The organism is Pseudomonas baetica (assembly GCF_019733355.1).
In the GTDB taxonomy this organism is placed as follows: domain Bacteria; phylum Pseudomonadota; class Gammaproteobacteria; order Pseudomonadales; family Pseudomonadaceae; genus Aquipseudomonas; species Aquipseudomonas baetica_A.
Genome location: NZ_JAIHLQ010000188.1, coordinates 1 through 258, shown reverse-complemented (window position 1 = coordinate 258; position 258 = coordinate 1). Strand labels below are relative to the sequence as shown.

Sequence of the window (258 nt, the reverse complement as noted above, 5' to 3'; positions counted from 1 at the left end):
CGGTACAGCGAGTCGTAGCAGAAATCACGGTGACCCTCGATGAGCTGGTTGGCAAACCACACCGGCTGGAAGGCGTGGTCTTCAATGCGGGTGATATTGCCGACCGGGTCGTAAAAGTATTCGAAGTCTTGCAAGACCGCACCGGCAGCTTTGCGGCTGCGCTGGGTGTGCAGGCGACCATCGGCCGGATCGTAAGTCCATTGGCTGAGCACGCCGTTACCGGCCTGCTGTTCGATGATCTGGTCGGCGGCGTTGTAT

1 protein-coding gene is annotated in these 258 nt (G+C 59.3%); it reads right to left on the bottom strand.

The genetic code is table 11. The annotated features are described in order from the left end of the window. Positions 1-258 (bottom strand): hypothetical protein (locus K5E40_RS34680; protein WP_221734460.1); only part of this gene is annotated, 258 nt, incomplete at both ends.